We start from the raw sequence: 18,415 nt of genomic DNA, 5'->3' as shown, positions 1-18,415 counted from the left end.
GTAAGGCAATGAACATACAACGATTATTGATTCACGCCGTTTTGGTTTTCGTTGGCACAGCATGCCAAGCCGAGCCGGTTGTCTATGAAGGCGACGAGGGACCAGGGGTCGGAAAACATATTGTGTTGCTTGCGGGCGACCACGAATACCGTTCCGAAGAAACCCTTCCGATGCTGGGGCGGATGCTCGCGAAGCATCATGGATTCAAGTGCACCGTCCTCTTTACAGTCGACTCCACGACTGGGGAAATCGCTCCCGGAAACTCGAACATGCTCGGAATGGAAGCACTTGATACCGCCGACCTGGCCGTGGTGTTTCTTCGCTTTCAGGCATTCCCGCAGGAGCAGATGAAGCATTTCATCAGCTACCTCGAACGCGGCGGACCAACCGTTGGCTTGCGCACCTCGACGCATGCCTTTCGATTTCCAAGCGACAGCCCCCAAGGCAAAGGACGCTAAACCTGGCCGGCCGCGTGTCGAGGAGAGCATCAGCGAAGCGATCATCCGCATCAGAAAGGAGACCGGCTGGGGCTACACCAAGATCGTTCAGGCGATGCGCAGGCTGGGGCACAATATTTCCCGCCAGACAGTGAAGAATGTACTGGTCGTCGCTGGCCTCGGCCCTCAGCCGCATGATCATCCTGATACGTGGTCCGAGTTCATCAAGCGACACGCCGAGACCATGTGGCAATGCGACTTCGCATCGAAGCGAAAGTGGACAATCAAGGGCATGGTCGATCTCTACTTCCTCGTCTTCATCCATGTTGAGACGCGACGCATTTGGGTCTCCCCGTGCACTATCAATCCGACTGGCGAGTGGACGACGCAGCAGGCCCGCAACTTTCAGATGCATCTGCAGGAAGAAGGCCTGCCTTGCGAAATCCTGCAGCGGGACCAAGACACCAAGTTCATCGACGCTTTCGATGAGGTATTCCGTTCAACCGGCTGCATAATCAAGAAGACTTGCCCGCGATCGCCGAATCTGCAGGCTTTCGTGGAGCGGGTAATCCAAACACTGAAGCACGAGGTCTTGAACGCTTTCTGCATTGTCAGCGACCAGCATATGGACCACATCCTTCGTGTGTCACAAGACTGGTACAATCACCGACGTGGACATTCGAATCAAGATCATCTGCCTCCGGTACGCGATAACGACTGGCTGGCCAAGATCGACTTAAAAACCACCGAGATCGACTGCCACACCGAACTTGGCGGATTGCTGAAGTCGTACAGGCCAGCCGCGTAGCCGAAAGAAGAATGCAAGCATCTCCTCACTGCCAGCTTGTCAAAGATCGATTTCTTGATCACGTAGTTGGTTCCGGCCAATCGCATTGATCCGTTGGCCGACAGAACGCAGCTTCAACGAAATCAACACCATCCCCGCTCCGACCAACAAAGAAATCACCGCAATTAGCCAGCCGATCGCAGTTACTCCGCTATTTGGCCAAATGACAAGTATGACTCCAGCGACCGCCAATCCGAGTGCCAACCATTTTACCAGTGACCTTGCCTCGGTGTCGGCCTCTGTTTCCTTACGAAGCGTCAAGTACAGCCCCAGGCCCTGGAGCACTGCCCATATTCCGATAATGGTCATGAAAACGCGACCACTGACATCAGTCCAGAACAGCAATATCGCGCCGACCAATAGGCCGACCGCACCCACTAACAGACCATGATCTTTCTTTTTCGAAAGCGCGTAGGTGACACTTGCCCACAGCCCGTCGATGATCAGGTAGATCCCTAAGATCTTGACGAGTAAACCGACGGTCTTTTGTGGCCAAACCAACGCACAGACCGCCAGTGCAACCAACGCAATGCCTCTTAACAAGAGCCACCACCAGAGGCTGCACACCGCATCATGGGCTTTACCACGTGCCTTTGCAGCGATCTTTTTTGCCTTCTTGGTTGTGTCGTTTGTCACAAGCTTATCAGTCCATAAGAGGAAGTGGTTGATGTCATAAATCGAGCGTAGTAGCGCGACCCTCAAACAGAGGCTCGGCCTTGACGTTTTAATCTTGATTGCCAACTAATAGAGATAGTTCATCCAACTCTTGGCACGAATGAGGAACATTACTGGAATTCCGGCGATCTGCACATCCTGGGTGAAGATGGCAGCTTGACCTCGAGCGCCCCCGGGCAAACGGCGGTCGGAGTCATCCAGCTGGATTCTTACTGCGAACTGAGTGGGTGTTCCATTGATAATCGAAGTGGGAAGCCGTCCAGTCGCGTCAAGCTGCCCCGCCCCTGAGACGTCGATCGTGTTCATCACGCGGCCGGTCAAAATCTCCCCCGGATAACCGTCCATTGCGACTTCGGCGTACTGTCCTGGTTGAATTCGCAAGAAGTTCTTCTCTGCAAATGTGGCGACGACGATTCCATCGGAAGAAGCTGTCGGATCACGAACGAAAGTCATGACCGGACCGCTCGAGGCGCTGACCAAAAGCCCGGGTCGGACCTGCAAGTTGGTGATGTAGCCATCGGCAGGTGTAGTAGCCAGAACTTGATCTGACATGTTTTACCCAGATTACGCACTGGGCTGTAAGAGCTGGTCGAGCATTTTCTGTTCGGCCAGTTTCTTCGAGTCATCGAAAGTTTGTCTCGGAGTCTTCCCGAAACAGAATCTTCCGCTATGTGGTCGTTCTTCGTTGTAACTCCGCATCCATTCATCGACATCCGCTTGGAGCTGCTCGATGGATTCATAGAGCGTTTTGCGAAACGCGATCTGGTAGAACTCCTGAAGCATCGTCTTGTGAAACCGTTCGCAGATACCGTTGGTTTGAGGGCTTCTAGCTTTGGTTTTGGTGTGATCGATGTTCTCGAGAGCCATGTAGAGTTGATACTCATGATGCTCTCGATTGCCACAGTATTCAGTGCCTCGATCGGTGAGCATGCGTAGCAACGAAACCCCTTCTCCTTCGAAGAACGGAACCACTTGGTCATTAAGCATATCGGCAGCTACCAACGCATTCTTGCGATCATATAGCTTCGCAAATGCGACTCGAGAATACGTATCGATAACAGTCTGCTGATAGATCCTTCCCACGCCTTTAATGGTGCCGACATAGAAAGTATCTTGCGCCACCAAATACCCGGGATGCTCTGTTTCAATTTGACCATGAGCTTCCTTTTCGAGCTTAGCTTTCTCAAGAGCAACCACTTGTTCCTCCGTGAGCACGCCGCCATCTTGCGCGACTTTCGCTTCAAGCGCTTTGAGTCGCTTCTTGAAGGTCTCAAGACCGTTTCGCAACCAGATGCTTCGTACGCCACCAGGTGACACCAAATGCCCGTGCTTTTTTAGCTCGTTGCTTACCCGAACCTGACCATGGGCGGGCTTCTCAAAAGCCATTTTGAGAACCGCTTCTTCAACGGCTGGATCGACGCGGTTCTTGACCACAGGCTTCTTCTTGGAAATCTCTTTGAGAGCCTCCTCGCCCCCTGTTTGATATAGATCCTTGAAGCGATAAAAACTGTCCCTGGAGTAACCAAAGACCTTGCAGGCCTCCGACACATTCCCTAACCTTTCGGCCAGCTTAAGCATCCCGATCTTATTCTGAATGATCTTCCGTTCGTTCGTCATTTCGACACTCCCGTCCTGCGAGGTTGACCGCCGGTTGCTAGCTTTACTCCGGTCGCTGCGCTCCCTTCGTGCAGCTAGCAACCGGCAATGCCTTCCTCTATCCAATGGTGAGTGTCAGATCAAGTCTAATTTTCTACACATGAATTGGGAATCAAAGGCAATCCCCGGATCCATGGAACGCTGAAACTCTCCCAACGCAATTTCTTGTTCGATCAATTGTCGTTTATTGTCGCCTAGCAATGACAGTTCCCACACTTGGCCGGAGCTCAGCAGACCGATTAGTTTGGAGTCGTCGGTGACGGTCAAGGTGCGAGTGAAGCACAGGCCATGTCGAATCGGTCTACGATAGTCCGAGATTATTCGCTTGGATTGGCCGCTTGCAGGATCCAAGAGCTCAATTCGATCGCCGTCATAGTCTTCATCAGCTGAGATCGCGACGTATCTCCCAACGTGTTCAAGACAATCGATACGCTCCCTCTTAATTGTCCAAAGGACCTCTTGGCTGCTAATATCAAAACAGCGAACCTCGAACCTAGCTTCTTCAGATTTCCAAGCATTTTCGAAAGCGACCACCAGTGTTGTTCCGTTGGGGGAGAAACTCACAAACTTCGGTTTGTCGCGGAGTGGTAGCGACGCCTCTTGCGATGCGGCATTTGACTCCGATTCTCGAAGTGCCTCAAAAGGATTCTCAGAAAGGTCCAGAGAACTCATCTGAGGCTTCTCCAACTCATCGCGATGCTTCTCCAACTCTTGGCGATACTCGTTTTGATCAAACTCGATCAAACGATCAATCAACTCAGGACCATCACCGCGGAATACATCAATTCTGTCCTCTTTGGGAATTGCTAATACTTCACTTTGCGGAGACCACCAGCGGAATTCGTCCTGCGATAGCCCAGTGTAGGTTTTCAATCCCTCCGCATACGCTTTGACTTCATCGATGCCGTCGTAGTCGGCAACGAGCTCGTCGAGACTGGCACCGTGAAACCAGGTCTTGTGGCCAGGAAAAAGAATCCTTTGCGCCACGCGTGTGGAAACTATCGGGGCCACCGTCGATTCCCCACCAAAATGCTGTTCAAATGCTTGGCGTGCTTCGTGAAAATTACCTACGGTGATCGCCGAAGTGATTCGTGCGGCATTGTGATTTGCTAAAGTTTCTTCGAGTTCTCCGGCAAGTGCTCTGGCCGACTCCTCAGCTTCCTCGGCAACTTGTCTCGCCTGTTCTGCTCGACGCATTTCTTGCTGCGTCTGGGCGTTGGCGTCAGCGTAGCGAGCTTCTGAGTCTCTCGCTCGAATCCACAGGAGTGTCGTCGCGACCAAAGCGACGATCAACAGCGAAAGGATGGCCACACCGGTGGCAAAAGTCGCCTTATATTTATGAGCTGTCTTACGAAGACGATAGGAAAGACTAGGGGGACGCGCTTCGATCGGATCGTCATTCAAGAAACGCGTGATATCTTCAGCCAGTGCTTCCGCGGTCGCGTAGCGGCGAGTACGATCTTTCTCCAGTGCCTTAATGGCGATCCAGTCCAATTCGCCACGCAAGATCGATGTCAGCCGGCTCGGGTTGGTCTGTCGCTGCATGGAGACGCCAAACCCGCCGTCGTCTGATTTGCTCAAACGCGTACTCGGGCGTGGTGCCTCCTCTTCGCGAATCAGGTAAAGGATTCGATCCAACGCCTCACTCTTCAACCGCTCTTTACCTAAGGGAGTGCATCCGGTCAGCAGTTCGTACAGCAAAACACCCAAGGAGTAGATATCTGTTCGACTATCAACATCCAAAGCATTGAACTCGGCCTGTTCCGGACTCATGTATTCCAGCGTGCCGACGACTTGGCCGAATCGTGTGAAGAGAGTTCGATCAGTTAATTTCGTTTGCTCAAAGACGGCTTTTGCCAAGCCAAAGTCAATGACCTTTACGACCGGTTGGCCGTCGTAATGCGTCACGAGAATGTTTGATGGCTTGATGTCGCGGTGGGCAACACCTTTTTGATGGGAATGCTGGATCGCGCGGCACGCTTGGGAAAACAGTACCAAACGTTCGCGCGTCGACAGCTTGTTTTGATCGCAGTAGCTGGTGATCGGGATTCCCCTTACCAGTTCCATGGCAAAGTACGGGCGACCGCCGGCCGTTGTCCCGCAATCCAAGACTTTGGCGATGTTTTGATGATCCATCATCGCGAGTGCTTGCCTTTCGGCTTCGAACCGAGCCAGGATCTCTCTGGTCGGGAACTCCGATTTGATGACTTTAATCGCGACCCGCCGTTTCACTGGGAGTTGTTGCTCCGCCATGAACACTTGGCCCATCCCGCCCTTGCCGATTGGCTGAAGGATTTTGTACTGGTCAATCCATTCTCGGGATTCTGGTTCGGTGCCAGCTTCCTCCGTTGAATGCAACATCTCTTTGGTTTCGCCGTACCGTCGGTCGATCACCTCCGCGTAACTCGGGAAGCGTCGTTGGTACTCCTCCAAACTGTGACCAACCCGATACTCTCGTTCGACCGTGATCAGTTCCAGCAGCAACTCCGGCATGAGGTCGGAGTAGTCGCGAACGTGAGTTTCGATTCCAGGACTCCCTCCGGTTTGAAGCTGGTGCTCAAACTCGTCGGCAATCCGATCCAATTGCTCTCGCTGAGCAGTCGATAGCCGATTTTTATTTTCTTCCATTCGCTTGAACTCGAGGCGCCAGTGGATTGGATTCGGACTGCACACGCAACCGTCTATCGTTGAAACTCGAAGAGCGGATGCACGAGGTGTCACAATTCTACTAGATTTGCAAATAAAATTTCTTTTCGCGTCACGTGGAAAATCTGTGTCGTGTTTTCCGGGCGAATCACTAGGAGCAGGGTGGACAAGTCTTTCTTTACACGGAGCTATCTACCGATGAAACAACAAAGCCACCTGCGGAAGCGAAGGTTGACCTTTGAGCAATGTGAAGCTCGACAAATGATGCATGCTGGAGCAGTCGTCGACGAGGGTGTATTGCGGATCGATGCCGGCCCGGCTCCCAGCCAAATTATTGTCTACCAGCGAGTCGATCAAATAATCGTCCAGGAACGATTGGGGTTCTGGTCAACGGCGAAAGCTTTTCCGATGGATTCCATCGATTCCATTCACTTCGAAGGAAGCGCATCATCGGACCGTTTCGAAAACCGGACGGCGATTGTTGACGCAATTTACGGAAACGGAGGCTCGGATATCCTGCTTGGCGGCGATGGGGATTCACTGATCTATGGTGGCGACGGAATGGATCAGTTGCGAGGTGGCATTGGAGACGATGTGCTGGTTGGCGGCCCAGGGAACGACCAATTGATCGGTGGTGAGGGAAACGATGGACTCTACGGAGGCGACGGTGCCGATCGGCTGATGAGTGGTGCCGGACGTGACACAATATATGGAGGAGCTGGAGACGATCGGATTTTCGCGGGCGCGGGAAACGACTACGTCTTTGCAGGAGACGGAGCGGATGTGGTCTTCGGTGACGCGGGAGATGACCTGCTGCGAGGTGAAGGAGGCAACGACACGCTCTGGGGCGATTCCATCTTCGGCGCGAGCGGTCATGACAGACTATTCGGTGGAAACGGCCGAGATGTCTTGCGCGGCCAGGGTGGCGACGATGAGCTGGACGGAGGTAATGGCTCGGATCGATTGTACGGCGGCAACGATAATGATCTGATCCGTGGTCAAGAAGGCGGTGATACGCTCGATGGTGGTCGAGGCGACGATCGATTGCTTGGTGGAGCTGGACGCGATCTCATCAAAGGGGGCAACGGTAACGACTTCTTACAAGGTGGCGAGGGAAAAGATCGGCTTCTCGGGGGACTCGGATCAGATGAAATTTTCGGCGGTGCGGGTTCCGACTACGCCGCCGGCGGAGATGGAGATGATGCAATCGATGGTGGCGCAGGTGCTGATGAAATCTGGGGTAACGACGGAAATGACCTGATTCATGGTGGAAGTGGCAACGATCGCCTATACGGTGATTCGCTCTTTGGGGCGCCCGGTAGTGACGTGGTGCTTGGTGGGAGTGGCGATGACCAGATCTACGGAGTCCACGGCAACAATTACCTTTTCGGCGAACAAGGAAATGACTCAATCTACGGTGCCGGGGGAACGGATTACATTTTCGGTGGCGCTGGAGAAGACTTGATCGAAGCAAACGCCGGGGTTGATTTCATCGTCGGTGGGCCAGGGGCAGATGTAATTGATACAGGGGCGGGGCGGGACCACGTACTGGATGCAACGGACGAAGACTGGGTGGAAAAGACGTTATCAACAAGACTTTCCGTCGATACACTCACCGCGATCAAAACTTCCGACGGTGCCGCATTCAGTTCGGCAAGTGAAGTCTTTTTCGAAGTGACGGAGTTGAGCCCTGGCCGTGTCGCTGCTCACACAAAGATCACTCCTTACCATGAAACCCATTGGAAGCTGGCATCACGCGACCAAATCTCAAACGTGACACTGTGGTCGGGGGAGCTACAAGACGGTGAGTCCGTGCAACTGCTGGTAACGATGTACGACAAAGACAGTGCGTTTGGCGAAGCACTATGGTCAGCGTTCAAGACACTGCCAGCATTGGCGATGGATACGTTCAATTGCATCACGCATTTGAATTGTGTTCCGCTTGCGTTTTCGGCGACGGATACCGTGTTGAGTGTTTTGGAATCGACCGCCAAGCGACCGGATGATTTGCTCGGTGCATACGAGGTACAAATCTGGAATGATGGCGGTAACTGGAAGACCAGCTGGACGGCGATTAAGCATTCAGTGATTGAAAAATACTATCAATCTGGTGTGGCCGATGTCGCGACATTCGGCGTGTCTAGCGAGGAGGGACAGTTTTCTCTCACCCTGTCTACTTCAGCATAGTCCGGACGATTTGTAGCGGAATATAGGCCTCATGCTGAACGTTGCGTGGCGCGAACCGGCGACGTCTTGGGCATCGCGGTCCCGTTTCTTCGAGTGGACCACAATCCGTCCACGGAACGAGATTCCTGCATTCCAAAGCATCTCCGACCACGCATTGGTACAGAGGCCAAAGGTACAGAGGCCAAAGATCTCGGCGTCTCGAGCGCAACCGTTGTACCCTGCTCACGCTAAGCGTGCTTTGGCCCCTTCATTTCATTCCCGGGTGGATGGCTCCTGTTAACCGCTGTTGCCGACCAAACAGAGACTCGGAGAGTTCTCAGCCCGGGTTGTCGATAGCCCGAAGCCAACTCCCGATTCTGGTCTCGGGGAACTGTTTTCGGTAAGAGAACCGAGAGCGCGCCTGGCGGCGAGGGGGCCGGCTAACGTGCCGCAAAACGCGGGTAGAAACGACAAACGCCCGCGGGACCATGCTGGGCCGCGGGCGTTTACTGGTTTGTCGCTCGTTTCCAAGAAAACTGAGAAAGCTCCCCGTACACAACGCTCTTCGGAATTGCGCAAAAATCTTCTCGCGCATCTAACTTATTGCCTAAAAACGACTTCGGACAATTTCCATGTGCGTCATCCTGGCCCCGCTCACAAGCAGGGCCACCTCAGAAGAGGTGATTCTACGCCCTTTTTAGGCTAGTTTTAGAGAATTCTCAGTTAACGGTCACAAGGCCACCTGCAATCCACTCATCCTCGCTACCGTTCTGTTTACGCTTCAACCGATGCTTTCGGGGAGGGTTTGTCTGAAACAATCAAACAGATAGCTTCTTAGGGCCCTTATACTTCGGCTGCAAAACTCGATACTGGGCGTGTGGCTAGCACTTACCCAGGCGGGATCTCCCCCCGCTTGTCAATCAGACCTTGCCAGTCCGCACGTTCAACGCGATTTTTCAACGCGATTGTTCTGCAACATCTCGCCGCAGTTGTTAATTCGGATCGCCAGCACAAGACTTGGCCTTGGCGGTCGCTGACATTCGTGCCCCCAGAAAGAGAACGACGGTTGCAGCACCGAGCACTATCCCCTCAACCAGTTCGAGATTCCGACATGCGGCTACGACAATACCCGCTCCAATGACAGAGAGGATATTGCCAAGCACATATTTCTGTTTCCGATCCATTCTCTTCTCGCTACGATCGGTCTGTCGCCCGAATTCTTGATGATTGGCCGACGATTATAAGGCAGACTGTTGAGCACGTGTCGGACCGCGAATACTTGGCCCGGCAGGGACATCAGTCGAGCCTTGGAATGATGTTACTGTTGCTGCAGAACGAATTGCGATGACCGGGTCGCCGAGGCCGATCATCCACTCCTAATCGCGCTGTCGGCGGCTCCGCGTCAATCGCTTGGTTATCCGCCGTTTTGTGGTTCGTGAAAGTAGTAGCACAATCCATCCGGTGCGACGACGAAGAATACAGTGTACGATTCGCCGTCACGATCGTCAGTGCGGAAATCCCCAGTTGTCGTGCCGTTAGCATCCAACTCGCGTTTGATCTCGTGAATGTCGGATACGAGAATCGCAGCACCATCCTGCGAGGCATCGCCAGCATTCTCGGCAAAACCGATCTCTGTTCCATCGCGTTGGAGAATGACAGTTGGGACGGGTTCGGAAGTGCGTCGCACCTCTTCCATGCCGAAGTGTTGGCAATACCAGTCCGACGCAACCGAAATGTCAGCGACAGGTAATGCGAGAACGTCAGTCTGATATGGAAACGCGGCCTTGAATTCGGGCATAGCTATCAGGCAACAGTGAAAATGTGGTGAGGAGTTTGTCCAGTCGGATATTGTTACCGATCAGCCGGTCGCGGCGGTTAATCTTCCACTTCGAAACGCCCTGCTACCGCGACTCGGTTGCATCGGATGGTTCGCCGCCCTATCGCGATTGACAGAACGTAAGCTGATAGTCGCCTTCAGCTTCCGCGGCACCCTCTTCGTTTACGGTAACGCAAAAAGTACGATCAGGAAAGTCGCGGGAAAGCTTCGATTCCCAGAGTTCACGCAGCAGTCTGGCTAAGTACAAACATTGATTACGAGTGGGCTGAGGATCACCCGCCCCGACCGGGAACAAATCCCAAATGTGCAAATGGTTATGCAGCACCTCGACAGCTTGTGCATCATTCTTTAGGAACCGCATATTATGGGCGTACGCCTTCATGAAATCTTCGTTGGGACCTGTGCCCCGAAAAACGCAGTGTTCAAATTCAAAGAATGCTGGCCAGAAGAGCTCCCCAAACGCGATAGCAAGTTCAAACGAGCCGTGGTAGGCTGCGAAGGTCTCAAGATCGATGCCGCGGCCGTCATTCCAAAGCTTGGTTTCGGGGACGAGATCGGCTAAGGGGACATTGGAAAGTCGCTGCGGCATTTTTTCCCTGAAGTAAGCGGGCGAACGCCTGCGATGACGGGGCGGCGACGAGGGATTTGCCACTGAAAGCACGTTCGCCATCGCCGCTCCCGGTGAGCAGGCCGGGATCTCTTTGATGATAAGCTTCCGTTCCCCTGTTTGCCATCCGGTACTTGGGTGGTGCCCGCAACTCAGTCGCTTAACACCTCATTGATCTCCGGCCCATCGTAGATCCGGACGTGCGGCTTTCCAGCATCCGGCTCCCAGATCTCATTTGGAATCATCCCCGCAAATGGACGCGTCACACGCCATCGGCATCAAGCTCCGCGCTGGTTTACGCGAAGAGAAAACAATGGTCGCCTGATCCTGCAACTCCAACGCGACAACAAGGCTGCGGTCCAGCCGAGTTAGCACCGAGGTTCCGTCACTGAGTACGGGCGGTGCTCGGTCTTGCTCGCGTGATATCCCAGCCGCCTTCCCTACACCGGCATTCCCCGGCTTTTCGCCTTCCGATTGGCCTTCGGCTGGCTGCGGTACTATTCGGCTGTCCGATCCCCTGAGAGTCGTTTGTCTTCGTCGCTGATTCGACTTCTTAGACATACTCAACCGTTCAGACTGGGATGTTTGGGTTCGATTAAGAACCTCAGGGTGTCACTGGTTGCCTGATTGACATCATGTGCTGCACGAATGGGGCGCCGACTCCGGGTCTCTTCACACAGCTCGCCATAATCGCGGTGTAAAGTATTGCCTTGGGGAATGCACAAGCCTTGGACAGGATCCAACAGTTACAAAATTTCGGAGCTAATCCCGTTCACAGTCACAGGGCTACCTGCGATCCGTTCATCCTCACTACCTTTCTGTTTACGCTTCAACGGATGCTCTCGGGGAGGGTACTGCTTGAACAGAAACAGATAGCTACTTAGGTCCCTTATGCTTCGGCTGCAAAACTCGATACTGGGCGTGCGGCTAACACTTACCCAGGCGGGCTCTACCCCCGCTTGTCAATCAGACCTTGCCAGTCCGCACGTGCATTGCTTGATTCGCCAAGTCGATCAGTAAGACTCAAGACCAGAGTTAATGACCCAGAGACCTACCCAAAATTCTATTACCAACGAAACCAAGAAAGGTTCATTTTAGATGAAAACTGCATGGCGGTGTCACGCGGGTTTAAAAATAATGGCAACCGCAACCATTGCAATAATGGAAATGCCGAGCAAGACAATTGGCAGAACAACGCGGCGACGAATGGTAAAGATAATACTGATAGTGCTCAAGATGACACCGACAATGGCAGTAGCACCGGCGATACCGCTCGCGCGAGCAATGGCGTAGTGACCTGGTTGTGCGCGCGGGGGAAGCGCCGCCGCTTCCGAAGAGTAACGCAAAGCTTGTGGGATCAACATGAAGGCAGCAAAGGAAAACGTAAGTAAAGCAAGCACTGCAGTCGTGACAGTTATGCCCCTGACAATCTTCATTTTCCGTGAAGCAAAAGGCGCGTTCGACTAGACGGGTGTGGGCGTCGGTGGTTTGTAGGCGTTTTCCATAGATTAAGAATTATCCGATTGAAAAAAACTGAAGGCAAAATCGTAAGAATGCGTCTGACTGGCGAACGTCTGCGGTAACGGGGCCGCCGCCAAAAAACTATGCTTTCAAAATCTGGGTCACCAGCGGCTCCCGTTCACCGCATGGTTACGTCGGCCTGTTTAGGTGGTCGACGCGACGATTCATCAAACGTGCTGATCGATCAAAATTGGATTGCCGTCAGGATCCACGACAACAAAACTCGCAGGACCAGTGGATGTCTCATCTGCTTCTGTTTGCATCACGACACCTTTTGCCTTGAGTTGCCGCTGAAGCTCCCGAACGTCCGTGAAGTCGTCAAGCTTCTGAGCGTCCTGATCCCAGCCGGGATTGAAAGTAAGCAAATTCTTATCGAACATCCCCTGAAACAGTCCGATCACATTATCGCCATTCTTCAAAATTAGCCAGTTCTGCGAGGCTTCCCCAGCGAACTCCTTGAACCCAAGTTTTTCGTAAAACCTTCGCGATACCTCAATATCTTTGACGGCCAAACTGACCGAAAACGCGCCGAGTTGCATCATGTTTTCCTTGGTGTGGATTGTGAAGACTAACTGTGGTGGTCACCGAGTCGGAATGGTGGACGTTGTGATGGCCGAATAATCGCGCAGGTCCGACTTCGGTGCACCACGTGATTATGTGGCCGTCGTCGGGGGCATTAATTTTGCCAAAACCCACACTCGATGCCACCGTGGATAACAATCGCGAACATGCCATGTTCAGGAATTTCCATTGGTGGCATCGCGATTTCGGCTCCCGCTTCAGCGGCAAACGCGACAGCTGCTTTGATGTCATCGACAAGCACGTACGGCCGCACGACCGGTGTTTCCGTATCACGCAAAGCTCCGCGAATGCCGATCAAGCCGCCGCCATCCAGTTTCGCGGTGCGAGCACCACCAAGGTGGGCATCGGGTTCACTAAAGGCAATGTCATAGATTGTTGAGTATTGACGACACAAGGCATCGACTTCCGGTGTCACAATCTCAAGATATTGGATTTTCATCGGTTCTCCTCCCTCAAGCGGATTGACTTTTGAGTTTCAGGGTTCAACTTATCATTGGACTTCGCCTGCTGAGTTGTATCCGTGCTAGATTGATTGCAGCCGTTGATCAGCGTCACCATCCCCGGCGGGATCGCAAGTGCAACCCCGGTTCGGAGTACGTTTCGACGAGTAAGTCTATGCATGGAATTCTTTCCAAATAACGGCACGTTTCAGCGGGTGGCGACGAACGCCTAAAATTACGCGGTTGCGGCCAAGTGACTCACCATCTGGAAACCCGCGATCCGCAACTCGCGTGCATTTTCTGTTCGTCGGCATTTGGCTGAGCACAATCAGATTTGTGGTTTATTGCTTGCCGACACCCTTAATCGATTATCGCGAACCGAGCCACGTAATGCCAGACTTTCTTGAGATCGTCGTACGAGTAATCTTCGGATGCCACCGCCATACCTATGATTGCTGGCGTGATCCAGCCGTCAACGGCGAGGGTTTCAGCCAATTTTACAATCGTTTCACCACGATAATCTGGAAATTGACGAATGGTGCCGATCGAGACGCGAAAACCACAGTGCCATTCAACACGAACCGGCAATTTCATCGCATCGACTGACACTTGCGTTCCGCGATAGCATTCGTCCAGCACCAGTGCTTCGACGTCCTGTAACAGGGACACCGGGCCATGCACATGCGCCTCAATGTAGCGATCAAGTTCGTCGCAGTCGTCGGATTCGCACGCATCAATCAGTCCCATGTTTGAGGCGTTTCCAAAATTCGTCGGTTCAAAAAAGCTGTCCGGGTAACAGAACGTGGTTCGATCTAGTACGTGAGGAGAAAGTCTGAAATGGGAGGAGCCGAATCGTGGAGATCCACCCACGGATCGCCGCCGGTGATTGAGCGCACCGTACTTCGGTCGCCGGGATGGTAACTCGATGTCATACACGCCGGAGAATATCCGACTCTCCCATCGCCAACGGGCACCACCTTCGAATGCGGTCAAGCCGCCATTGCTGGTCCGGGTTTCGAACTGGGATCGTAGTACCCCATCTTCTGCCAGAACCTGAAGTAACGATAAATCGCCAGCTTTGCGGTCTGGGTGGAAATTAACCGTTACGCGAGACGTAAGGTCAATCGACGGTCCAGACGCACACCCGGCAATAGCGGATAGAGCACCAGCCTCTGCTGATCCAGGAAGTGGCGTCCACATGAAAAGTCTTTTCAATGTTTCGTCGACGAAAGAATCCATGTAAGTCCAAGGTTTGGCAGGTGGGAGTCGCTTGCCAAAAATGCTGGTGACTCGGACTAGTGATCACGACAGTTGGATCCTGTCTGTCACATTGAAACCACCCACCAAACCCCAAGGATCAGAACTATGATCATTCTCGCTCTTGATCTCGGAAAATTCAACACCATGTGCTGTTCCTTCGATACCGAAACTCGAACGCACACTTTCCTCAACGCCGCTACCAATCGCGGCTATCTCGAAACTGTTTTTAAGACTCACTCGTTCGACCTGCTCGTGATGGAAGCATGCGGCCCCTCTGGTTGGGTAAGTGCTCTAGCAGAGAGCATGGAAATCAAAACCATCGTCTGTTCCACGAACGAAGAAGCCTGGAAGTGGTCCAATGTCAAGCGAAAGCCCGACAAGGACGATGCTCGAAAACTGGCTCGCATGGCCGCTTCGGACGAGTTGCAGCCAGTCCATATGCTGACGGCGACGCATCGTGAATTTCGTTCCTTGGTTAAGTACCGTAAAACGCTCGACGGACGTATCAATAAGTCCAAAAATACGATTCGTGCTTGGTTCGTCAACCAGGGTGTTGAGATTGATCGAGGCGACAAAGCCTGGCACACTGGGCGGGAACGTATTAATTCCTTTCGCAAACCGCTGTATGAGTGTGCACCTGATGAACTATGGCGAGGCGAGCTTGATATCGAACTTACCATTCTCGATTCGCTCTCCGACCAGTTAAACACTGTTGTCAAAAAGCTCGAAGCGATCGGTAAACAAGATGCTCGAATCCGACGCCTGATGACGATCCCAGCGACTGAAACTCGCCGCCACTTATTTTTCGTCCGTTGCTTGTTCACTGAAGACGACTTTGTCGTAGACTTCAGTCGCGGCGAGTTGGCTTTCAATTGACGCTAGCTCCACCTTGCCATCTAAACCCTGACAACTCGTCAAACGCCAACTTCCATCGGGGCTGCGTGTGAAGCAATCGATCGAGTGTCGGTCTTGAGCGATCAAAACGTAGTGCATCAGACTGGGGATCGTTCGATAATGTTCGAACTTCTTGCCGCGGTCGTAGGCCTCGGTGGAATCCGACAGGACTTCGACGAGCACGACCGGGTTGAGCAACACATCGCCCGCATCGGATTCAAGTTGCGGATCGCCGCAAACGACCGACAGGTCCGGGTAAGTGAACAAGCCGGTCGCTTCGATGCGGAGCTTCAAGTCGCTCGGATAGACTCGGCAAGGTTTTTTCTTGAGCTGCTGGCCGAGGGTCTGTATGCAGTTGCCCACGATCAAATTGTGATTAGCCGAGGCACCTGCCATGGCGAACATCTCGCCCCGAAAGTACTCCGACCGAAACTCAGCCTTCCGCTCGCGATTTAGGTATTCTTCGGGGGTGACATACGGCTTGGGGACAGTCGACATTGGGGGCGTTCCTGAAACGGGCAGAACGTAATTTCGATTTTGAGATTGTAACCGAAAATCGTTGCGTCTGGCCCCCGTTTGACATCCGCCACCTGTTAACCCGGGCGTGCTCGTTTGACGTTCGTCTCGGAGGGTCGGAAGCATCCGGTGAATGAACTTAGAGCGCGACGAAACCGAGAGAGCGTGATAGTCTCGGCGAGATTTAGCCGATCGCGGCCCGCAAGTCGTCGCCGCGGTCGGGCAAGGAAAACGACGCGAGAGTCTCGAAGATGCTTTCACACTGCAAAAAACGGGCGTTTTTCACGGTCCGGGCGACGCGGGCCGCCCCAGCAGCGAGAGCGAACCGGCGTGGTCGCCTTGGTTCGCAAATTGAAAAGAGTACGCCCGACAGGATTCGAACCTGTAACCTTCGGCTCCGGAGGCCGACGCGCTATCCAATTGTGCCACGGGCGCTTGGTACTACTCTCACGCCAATTTTGATCTCAGTTCATTGCTTGCGTCAATCACCCCTCCGTTGATCAAATGCGGAACAACTGAATGCATTACCGGCTGTGACGGTAAGGCAAGTATTGTGACGGCTCACCGTTTGGAGGTCAAAATCGTTAACGCTGAGCCGCTCTGCGTGCCCCCTTCGCGAAAGTTGCCCAAAATAATGTCGGCTCGCCCGTCCTCGTTGATGTCGTGGACGGTCAGTGCCGCATGATCCGCTCCCTCGTTGTCGAGCACGTGCTGCTCAAATACTCCCACCTCAACTTGCTCCCATAGCACGACCGCTTCCGCTTCCTGGTAATTCGCTGACAACAAAAGATCGCGAGGCAGAAATGCTCCGGCCACGACGTCAGGTAAACCGTTGCCCGTGACATCCTCAGCAATCGCTCGATGCGCTCCCGGTAACGGCCCAAGCAGATGCGGTTGAAAATTTCCGTCCCCGATGTTTTCAAACCAACGGACGCTATGAAATGGTTTCAATATGAAACTATCAAAAGCGTCGCCGTTGGTGTAAAGGATATCTTGCCGACCGTCATCATTGATATCAACCAACTGAATCCCGCTTGAGCCAAATGACGGATCGGGAGCTTCGTAAATTGGCTGGCTGACAAAGTTTCCGCGACCATCGTTTATGAATGCTTCGATCCGTTCAAAGTGCTGGCTAATTAAGGCAATGAAATCAAGATGACCATCTTGATTCAAGTCGGTTAGCGGAACGTGAATCGTTCCTGGACGCGAGTCAAGTCGGTGCCTAGTGAGCTCCGCAAACGTTGCTCCGGAAGGATCGCGTCGGGCTAGGAAAATACTTCCCGTTTCGTGCCAGCCGAATTCGGCAACCAATAATTCCGTTTGCCCATCACTGTCAAAGTCGGCAGTCTCCACGGAGGCAACGCGTCCAATCCCACGGCACAGAACGTGAGCTGAAAAGTTATCACTATCAGGCTCACGGCGCAGGCAGACGACTTGTCCCAAGGTGTTGTCTTCGGGCAAGAAAGAGCCTAAGTCGCTGACGATAAAATCTTGCTGTCCGTCTCCATCCCAATCAGTCATGCGAACAGCTGCTGGATGGTTGACTTGACCGATCCGCCGGGGCGAACCAATCTGACCAGCGTCAATCTTGGCTAAGTACACGCCGCCGCCGCGCATGTCAGAGAACAACACGGATCGTCCGAAAGGTGGATCGGCAACCACGACATCGACAAATGAAATGGCCGCGTCGGCAATGTCGGGGATCGTGACCTCCGTTCGTTCCAATTGCGTTTGCCAAGTTGGGTTAGGTTTCGCTGGTGCTGACAGATGGAGCTGCTCGGGGGCCCGCGAGGTGAAATAAGCAAGCGTATCTCCGCGGATTGGAATTTCGAGGTCATTCCGGCCTGAGGCGTAGTAAAAGTCATAGCCTCGCTGGACCTCGGCTCGCCATGCATGCCGCGGAAAGCTGGAAGCTTGGGGCATGATGTGACAGTCGCCACAAAACGCGACGATTGCGGCTTCGGTTTCCGCCGTCAGTGGTGCGGTTTGGTGAATGTCGGGGCGCGAGTCGCTGGCCAGGTTTGCGGAGTCCGCTGTGGGACCGCCGGTGCGGTTTTCCCCCACATGATTTTCCCTCACCCGGTTTTCGCAGCCAGTGAGTGTCAGGCTGAATGACAGGCCGAGGCAAAGGCAGCATAGGAGCCCTACTTTTGATTTGCGACAGCTGGAAAATGGCATGGCAGCACGCTCAATCATGTGGGGGGCGGAAGCGTTGGGCAGTTATGCTGGAGGCGGCGGCTGTGTGGCTGCGAGGCCCGACTGCGGACAACCGAACTAACCCTATCCAGCATAACATTTCCTCGCTTCCAGACACACTTCACACGGGCGGCT

Annotated in this window: 16 protein-coding genes and 1 tRNA gene; 4 read left to right on the top strand and 13 right to left on the bottom strand. The window is 53.4% G+C overall.

All coding sequences use genetic code 11. From position 1 onward, the window contains the following. Positions 1–8 precede the first annotated feature (8 nt). On the top strand, positions 9–458 hold the full coding sequence (locus tag SH139x_RS15840; RefSeq protein ID WP_488350746.1) for a hypothetical protein: 450 nt from the start codon (positions 9–11) through the stop codon (positions 456–458). Beyond that, positions 412–1,245, top strand: coding sequence for an integrase core domain-containing protein (locus tag SH139x_RS15835; RefSeq protein WP_488350745.1), 834 nt, complete (start codon positions 412–414; stop codon positions 1,243–1,245). Before SH139x_RS15840 ends, SH139x_RS15835 begins: the two co-directional genes overlap by 47 nt. 39 nt (positions 1,246–1,284) lie before the next feature. Here SH139x_RS15835 and SH139x_RS15830 read toward each other — a convergent pair whose 3' ends face one another. The 4 genes from SH139x_RS15830 to SH139x_RS15815 all read right to left on the bottom strand — a co-directional run bounded on the left by SH139x_RS15830 (position 1,285) and on the right by SH139x_RS15815 (position 6,243). Next, positions 1,285–2,025, bottom strand: a complete 741-nt coding sequence (locus tag SH139x_RS15830) for an HdeD family acid-resistance protein (RefSeq protein WP_488350744.1) — start codon at positions 2,023–2,025, stop codon at positions 1,285–1,287. Then, a complete protein-coding gene (locus SH139x_RS15825) occupies positions 2,026–2,511 on the bottom strand; it encodes an HlyD family secretion protein (RefSeq protein WP_488350743.1) in 486 nt (161 codons plus the stop codon). Between the two features lie 12 nt (positions 2,512–2,523). After that, positions 2,524–3,576, bottom strand: coding sequence for an IS481 family transposase (locus tag SH139x_RS15820; protein WP_488350742.1), 1,053 nt, complete (start codon positions 3,574–3,576; stop codon positions 2,524–2,526). A gap of 114 nt (positions 3,577–3,690) precedes the next feature. Then, positions 3,691–6,243, bottom strand: a complete 2,553-nt coding sequence (locus tag SH139x_RS15815; RefSeq protein WP_488350741.1) for a serine/threonine protein kinase — start codon at positions 6,241–6,243, stop codon at positions 3,691–3,693. Between the two features lie 216 nt (positions 6,244–6,459). Between SH139x_RS15815 and SH139x_RS15810 the strand changes: the two genes are divergently transcribed. After that, positions 6,460–8,448: a calcium-binding protein gene (locus tag SH139x_RS15810; protein ID WP_488350740.1), complete on the top strand. Its 1,989-nt coding sequence runs from the start codon at positions 6,460–6,462 to the stop codon at positions 8,446–8,448. A gap of 1,393 nt (positions 8,449–9,841) precedes the next feature. Here the strand turns inward: SH139x_RS15810 and SH139x_RS15805 are convergent. From SH139x_RS15805 to SH139x_RS15780, 6 genes are all read right to left on the bottom strand, one after another. After that, positions 9,842–10,231, bottom strand: coding sequence for a VOC family protein (locus tag SH139x_RS15805; protein ID WP_488356030.1), 390 nt, complete (start codon positions 10,229–10,231; stop codon positions 9,842–9,844). 133 nt (positions 10,232–10,364) lie between these two features. Continuing rightward, the gene (locus tag SH139x_RS15800) at positions 10,365–10,934 is read right to left on the bottom strand and encodes a hypothetical protein (protein WP_488350739.1); all 570 of its coding nucleotides are present in this window, start codon (positions 10,932–10,934) and stop codon (positions 10,365–10,367) included. Between the two features lie 1,055 nt (positions 10,935–11,989). Continuing rightward, positions 11,990–12,307: a hypothetical protein gene (locus SH139x_RS15795; RefSeq protein WP_488350738.1), complete on the bottom strand. Its 318-nt coding sequence runs from the start codon at positions 12,305–12,307 to the stop codon at positions 11,990–11,992. A 252-nt stretch (positions 12,308–12,559) separates the two neighbouring features. Continuing rightward, positions 12,560–12,931 carry a VOC family protein gene (locus tag SH139x_RS15790; protein WP_488356029.1) on the bottom strand — a complete coding sequence of 124 codons (372 nt, stop codon included), beginning with the start codon at positions 12,929–12,931 and terminating at the stop codon, positions 12,560–12,562. Between the two features lie 137 nt (positions 12,932–13,068). Then, positions 13,069–13,413, bottom strand: a complete 345-nt coding sequence (locus SH139x_RS15785) for a VOC family protein (RefSeq protein ID WP_488350737.1) — start codon at positions 13,411–13,413, stop codon at positions 13,069–13,071. Between the two features lie 361 nt (positions 13,414–13,774). Next, positions 13,775–14,614 carry a DUF3626 domain-containing protein gene (locus tag SH139x_RS15780; RefSeq protein ID WP_488350736.1) on the bottom strand — a complete coding sequence of 280 codons (840 nt, stop codon included), beginning with the start codon at positions 14,612–14,614 and terminating at the stop codon, positions 13,775–13,777. Between the two features lie 165 nt (positions 14,615–14,779). On the opposite strand from SH139x_RS15780, the gene SH139x_RS15775 reads away from it, so the two are divergent. Then, positions 14,780–15,550, top strand: a complete 771-nt coding sequence (locus SH139x_RS15775; RefSeq protein ID WP_488350735.1) for an IS110 family transposase — start codon at positions 14,780–14,782, stop codon at positions 15,548–15,550. On the opposite strand, the gene SH139x_RS15770 is transcribed toward SH139x_RS15775, so the two are convergent. The 3 genes from SH139x_RS15770 to SH139x_RS15760 form a co-directional block, all read right to left on the bottom strand. Continuing rightward, positions 15,473–16,066: a Uma2 family endonuclease gene (locus SH139x_RS15770; RefSeq protein WP_488350734.1), complete on the bottom strand. Its 594-nt coding sequence runs from the start codon at positions 16,064–16,066 to the stop codon at positions 15,473–15,475. The genes SH139x_RS15775 and SH139x_RS15770 overlap by 78 nt on opposite strands. Positions 16,067–16,445: 379 nt before the next feature. Beyond that, positions 16,446–16,519 (bottom strand) — tRNA-Arg (locus SH139x_RS15765). A gap of 126 nt (positions 16,520–16,645) precedes the next feature. After that, complete coding sequence (locus SH139x_RS15760; protein ID WP_488350733.1) at positions 16,646–18,163, bottom strand: FG-GAP repeat domain-containing protein; 1,518 nt, start codon at positions 18,161–18,163, stop codon at positions 16,646–16,648. Positions 18,164–18,415: the final 252 nt, after the last annotated feature.

Source organism: Kothea flammea (assembly GCF_052161645.1).
Lineage (GTDB): Bacteria > Planctomycetota > Planctomycetia > Pirellulales > Pirellulaceae > Laterigemmans.
The sequence above is the reverse complement of the archived record's forward strand: the minus strand, read 5'-3'. Positions and strand labels throughout refer to the sequence as shown.